Below are 4,453 nucleotides of genomic sequence, written 5' to 3'. Positions count from 1 at the left end.
GGCATAAAACTAGATAAAGAAACGTTAAAACGAATTGGCTTGAAAGGTAAATACAGCAGTGACTAATACACCGGGTGGGTGGAATGCCTACTATATGATTGAGGTGATATAGATGAATAACCTTTTAATTAGTGAACCACCGTTACAGGTGCTGCCGTCGCTGGCCGTTAAGGTTGGTCTAAACGAAGCAATTGTTTTACAGCAGTTCCATTACTGGCTAAATCGTTCAAACAACGAACGTGATGGGTATAAGTGGATTTACAACAGCTATACGAGTTGGCATAAACAATTTCCTTTTTGGAGCATAAAGACTTTAAAACGGGCGATTACAAGCCTTGAGAAAGACGAGTTTTTGATCTCTGGAAACTACAACAAGGCCGGGTTTGATAAGACTAAATGGTACCGCATTAACTACGAAAAATTAGAGGGCCAACCATTGGGTCAAAATGGGCCAACGAATAGGCCAGAATGTCCCAATGGAGTAGCCCAAAATGGGCCAACCAATACCAATAGATTACCAGAGACTACTACAGAGACTACAAATAATAAACGTCCCAACTCAAAAACCGAGTATGGACCCGATGATCCACCCTACCAAGTAGCACTCCATTTATTGACCAGAATTAAGCAACGGCAATCTGACTTCAAAGAACCAAACTTACAGAAATGGGCTAATGACATCCGTCTAGCTCATGAACGTGATCATCGTGATTATGAAAAATTAGATTGGCTAGTAGATTGGTCGCAGGACAATTCATTCTGGCAAGCAAACATTTTGTCGGCAGGGAAGCTACGCAAGCAGTATGACACGCTCATGGGTCAGGCTGAACGGGATCGCCCGACTAATGTTGCGCCACAAACACGAGAGGACTGGTTTGGCTAATGGAAAATGTAACGAAGCTATTCAATCAAGCCACGATTCAGAAAGTAGTAGCGGCTAGAGGAATTGATACAACTAAGTTGCCAACCAAAGAAGAATTGGATCATCAAACAATTGATCGGGCGAATGCGGGCGTAATTGCTAACCGAAAACGGTATTACTATCGCATGTCAGTCTGGTCTGGAGGCGTGCCGCTACGATTTAGCTTTAATGATTGGCAGGTTGATAAACAGCCTAATCAAGCTAAAGCTAGAGAGCTTGGCAATCAAGCATTTAAGTTAGCTAGGCAATTAGAGACTAACCAGTTCAACGTAGCACTTGCAGGCGGCCCTGGTGTTGGTAAAACATCGTTAGCACTAGCAATCATGTATCAGCTAATGAGTGTAGGCCAAACAGCAATGTTTGTCTCAACAGCTGAGTTGCTACGGCTGGTAAATGAGAAATACGAAGCACCGGACGTACGTCAACGGTTACTATACGTTTTAAAAGACATGCAAAACGTTGATGTTCTAGTTTTAGACGATTTTGGTACTGAAGGCGGTAAACCAACCGAAAAAGGATTCTACAAGCCAGTGCACAAAGATTTGCAGACGCTGATGTATCAAGTGGCGAATGCTCGTTGCGATTTTGATCATAACGAAGTCAAGCATATAACCATCATTACGACTAACAACACACGTAAGCAATTAGAAAGTATGTATGATTGCAAAACAATCGATCGCTTATATACCAAGGATACTAGCTGTCAATTGCTGTTTGACAACATGGAAGGAGTCAGAAGTGTATGAGTTGTGAATTATGTCATGGTAGTAAAGTTGTTCAGCAACCACTTGGGAGTTATGGTTTCACGTTTGCCCCATGCCCAAATTGTACGAATGAGATACACGCTCATTACGAACAAGAGCTTGAAAGGAAGTTAGCCTATGACAAGAAAAAATTGGCTTAAAGAACTGGAAGTAATTCATAAGCTAGAAGCGAGATATGGCAGCATGGATAACGTACCTAAGAGCAAACTAGCTAACTTGCATAAGATGCCTGGAATTAAGGCCGTGTCAGGCGATTACACGGAGATTACACGTACCCAGTATAATGCTATTAAATTAGTCATGAAAGGCAAGCAGGGTAAAACTAGGACGTCTCGGGAGCTAAAGCACAATAACGCTTGGCTGGATAGACGCATTCGTGCGATTGACGAAAACAAATACTACATTACGGAGGACAAATAAGCATGATTGATATGAAAATTGACCAGTATCATCTGACTAGTGACAAATACGAAGTTAAGGTTAACAGGATGTCATTAGACAGCCATGGGCATCCGGTAACTAGCTACGATGAAAAGTCTGGTATTAATCGGCTGGTAGAAGCACCCTTAGCACACTGTAAAAACGTCGAGGACGCATTGCAATGGCTTCGTGGGTATTTAATCCGGACTGGTAGTGAGCACATAAAAACAGTGGATCAGTTAGCCAGAAAGAGTCATGAAATTGAACAGCAGTTTGACACGTACATTAAAGAGCGAGTCCTGGAAGGATTGTAAGTTATGCCTAAACACACTAAGAAGCGTTCAACGATTAAACGGAAGCACCGGCGCATGAAGGAGCACGCCGAGGAGAATAAAGCTAAAACGCTGGATAGAAAGCAATTGTTAAAGGAATATGATCCATACAACATTCGCAAGTGGGCGTTTGAAGCGTTCGGGGAGGATTGAAAATGAGTATTAAAAATAAAATTGGACTTGGCATGATAGCCTTATTTATTTTAGTCACAACCATTGGGAACTTCTTAGACGGATTCTGGCATGGGGTTACTTTTATCAGTGTTGTGGCATGGATTGTAATAGCACTGGAACTTTTGAGTTCTAGGAAATGATTGGAGATGGCGACGATGACCGATGAAATGAAAGAATTACGTGAACTGTTAGTCAAAGATTACGAAGGCTGGATGGATTTAAGAATGCTTGCAACCGCTGCTGGAATTAAACAAGCAATAAACGAGCTAGATGATTTGGTAGGAGATGGCGACGATGATTAAGTTTAGGGCGTGGGACAAGGTTCAGAATAAAATGCTGTTACCTGACAATATCGAATTCATTCATGGTCAAGCCTATTGGGCAGAGGCTAGTACTGATGGGCAGGACGAGTGCTCTAACGATGGCAGAGTTGATGAAATTGGCGCACTGTTTGAGCTTGAACAGTTTACTGGCCTGACAGACGTGAACGGCAAGGATATCTATGAAGGTGATATTTTAGAAAATCGGAAGTATCGGTCAATTGTTAAATTTGCTAGCGGTAAATTTTTAGCAGATTTAATTGAAACTATCCAAACCTTTGACCTTATAGGTGAAACTCACGGTTCAAAGGTTATTGGCAACGTGCACGAGAACCCAGAACTGCTGAAAGGCTGATTTTAAGACATTTTATAGAAAGCAAGCGTCAAATTTCCATTTTTACATCTTTTTTATAAAAACGTAAACAGGAGGAAGACAAATGACTGACACCGAATACGCCAAAGCAATTCAAACGAAAGCCACGGTTGCTAACCTTGAAATGAACGTGGCACTGACAACTGAGCAACAGGCACAAATTGGCCAGGACTTCATTGCTGACATTATGGTGTTGAGTGAAAGGGGAATTGGTAGTGAAACGAACGACGATTAGAAAAGTTGAAGATATTCTACGTGACTATCCCAAGATTGACAAGTATATCGAGAAACGTGAACAGGAATTACGTTATCCAACTGTCCCTCGTGATGATAATGTCGGAGGTGGCAAGGCACAATACAAATATACCGAAACGGCGTTAAATACGCTCATTACAATTGACGATGATCGGCGCATTAACACATTGAAGCGTCAGCGAGAAGTGATTGATGATTGTTTAGACGGCGTTGGCCGTGATACAGAAGTAATTATAAATGAGCTATATTTTAAGAAACACCAGCAGTACACAATTGACGGATTAATTGCAAATCATATGATAAATGTTAGCCGTCGAAAAGCGTTTGACTTAAAGAAAACTTTTATCAACGATTGCGCTAAGGGGTTTGGATTGTATGAAATATAAAAACGTGCACTAATCGTGCACTTTTGACCCCTACAAACGTGCTAAATTGGTAGTATGCCAAATGTGATTGACGTGCATGAAGTAATCCTCCAAATTACAGACTGGTAATCGCTGTGGGCTAATTGGTAAGCCACAATGGGATGTAGGTTCGAGGCCTACCAGCGATATAGTTAAATTGAAATTAAGGAGGAATTGGTTATGTTTAAAATTATTGAACAATTATTAAATGAAATTTTACATGGTCATTTGGTATCAATTAACAGATCAAACGAAGATTTAGATGACGGTCAAACGTTGGCTCATTATGATTTCAATGTTAAGGTAAAATGTCCTACATCAAAATAACAAATTAAAGTATCACCGTTATTATTTATGGGTAATGTGTGTAGGTTCGAGTCCTACTGGCGATATAGTTATACAGCATGGTCACTCATGAGGGCTAAAACTGTATAACACGTGCTTGTGGCGGAATAGGTAGACGTTTTAAGAGGCAACACAGGATGGTGT

11 protein-coding genes are annotated in these 4,453 nt (G+C 41.0%); all 11 read left to right on the top strand.

The genetic code is table 11. The features are described from left to right. The first annotated feature begins 112 nt into the window (after positions 1-112). The 11 genes from MMY95_RS15105 to MMY95_RS15055 all read left to right on the top strand — a co-directional run bounded on the left by MMY95_RS15105 (position 113) and on the right by MMY95_RS15055 (position 4,291). A complete protein-coding gene (locus tag MMY95_RS15105) occupies positions 113-883 on the top strand; it encodes a replication protein (protein ID WP_241277786.1) in 771 nt (256 codons plus the stop codon). Further along, positions 883-1,668 carry an ATP-binding protein gene (locus MMY95_RS15100; protein WP_241277785.1) on the top strand — a complete coding sequence of 262 codons (786 nt, stop codon included), beginning with the start codon at positions 883-885 and terminating at the stop codon, positions 1,666-1,668. The genes MMY95_RS15105 and MMY95_RS15100 overlap by 1 nt, the downstream gene beginning before the upstream one ends. A 135-nt stretch (positions 1,669-1,803) precedes the next feature. Next, positions 1,804-2,106, top strand: coding sequence for a hypothetical protein (locus MMY95_RS15095; RefSeq protein WP_053267118.1), 303 nt, complete (start codon positions 1,804-1,806; stop codon positions 2,104-2,106). A gap of 2 nt (positions 2,107-2,108) precedes the next feature. Then, positions 2,109-2,420, top strand: coding sequence for a hypothetical protein (locus MMY95_RS15090; RefSeq protein WP_064619350.1), 312 nt, complete (start codon positions 2,109-2,111; stop codon positions 2,418-2,420). Positions 2,421-2,423: 3 nt separating this feature from the next. Then, a complete protein-coding gene (locus tag MMY95_RS15085; protein WP_241277784.1) occupies positions 2,424-2,591 on the top strand; it encodes a hypothetical protein in 168 nt (55 codons plus the stop codon). Positions 2,592-2,593: 2 nt separating this feature from the next. After that, complete coding sequence (locus tag MMY95_RS15080) at positions 2,594-2,752, top strand: hypothetical protein (RefSeq protein ID WP_187338208.1); 159 nt, start codon at positions 2,594-2,596, stop codon at positions 2,750-2,752. Positions 2,753-2,767: 15 nt separating this feature from the next. Further along, entirely contained in the window at positions 2,768-2,914 is a 147-nt protein-coding gene (locus MMY95_RS15075; RefSeq protein ID WP_155295630.1) for a hypothetical protein, read from the top strand. Then, the gene (locus MMY95_RS15070) at positions 2,907-3,287 is read left to right on the top strand and encodes a YopX family protein (RefSeq protein WP_241277783.1); all 381 of its coding nucleotides are present in this window, start codon (positions 2,907-2,909) and stop codon (positions 3,285-3,287) included. Before MMY95_RS15075 ends, MMY95_RS15070 begins: the two co-directional genes overlap by 8 nt. Before the next feature lie 82 nt (positions 3,288-3,369). Further along, the gene (locus MMY95_RS15065) at positions 3,370-3,540 is read left to right on the top strand and encodes a hypothetical protein (protein ID WP_241277782.1); all 171 of its coding nucleotides are present in this window, start codon (positions 3,370-3,372) and stop codon (positions 3,538-3,540) included. Beyond that, positions 3,521-3,946: a transcriptional regulator gene (locus tag MMY95_RS15060; RefSeq protein WP_045351760.1), complete on the top strand. Its 426-nt coding sequence runs from the start codon at positions 3,521-3,523 to the stop codon at positions 3,944-3,946. The genes MMY95_RS15065 and MMY95_RS15060 overlap by 20 nt, the downstream gene beginning before the upstream one ends. A gap of 198 nt (positions 3,947-4,144) precedes the next feature. Beyond that, positions 4,145-4,291 carry a hypothetical protein gene (locus MMY95_RS15055; RefSeq protein ID WP_241277781.1) on the top strand — a complete coding sequence of 49 codons (147 nt, stop codon included), beginning with the start codon at positions 4,145-4,147 and terminating at the stop codon, positions 4,289-4,291. Positions 4,292-4,453: the final 162 nt, after the last annotated feature.

This window comes from Lactiplantibacillus sp. ME-2 (genome assembly GCF_022549155.1).
GTDB classification, from domain to species: domain Bacteria; phylum Bacillota; class Bacilli; order Lactobacillales; family Lactobacillaceae; genus Lactiplantibacillus; species Lactiplantibacillus plantarum.
The sequence above is the reverse complement of the archived record's forward strand: the minus strand, read 5'-3'. Positions and strand labels throughout refer to the sequence as shown.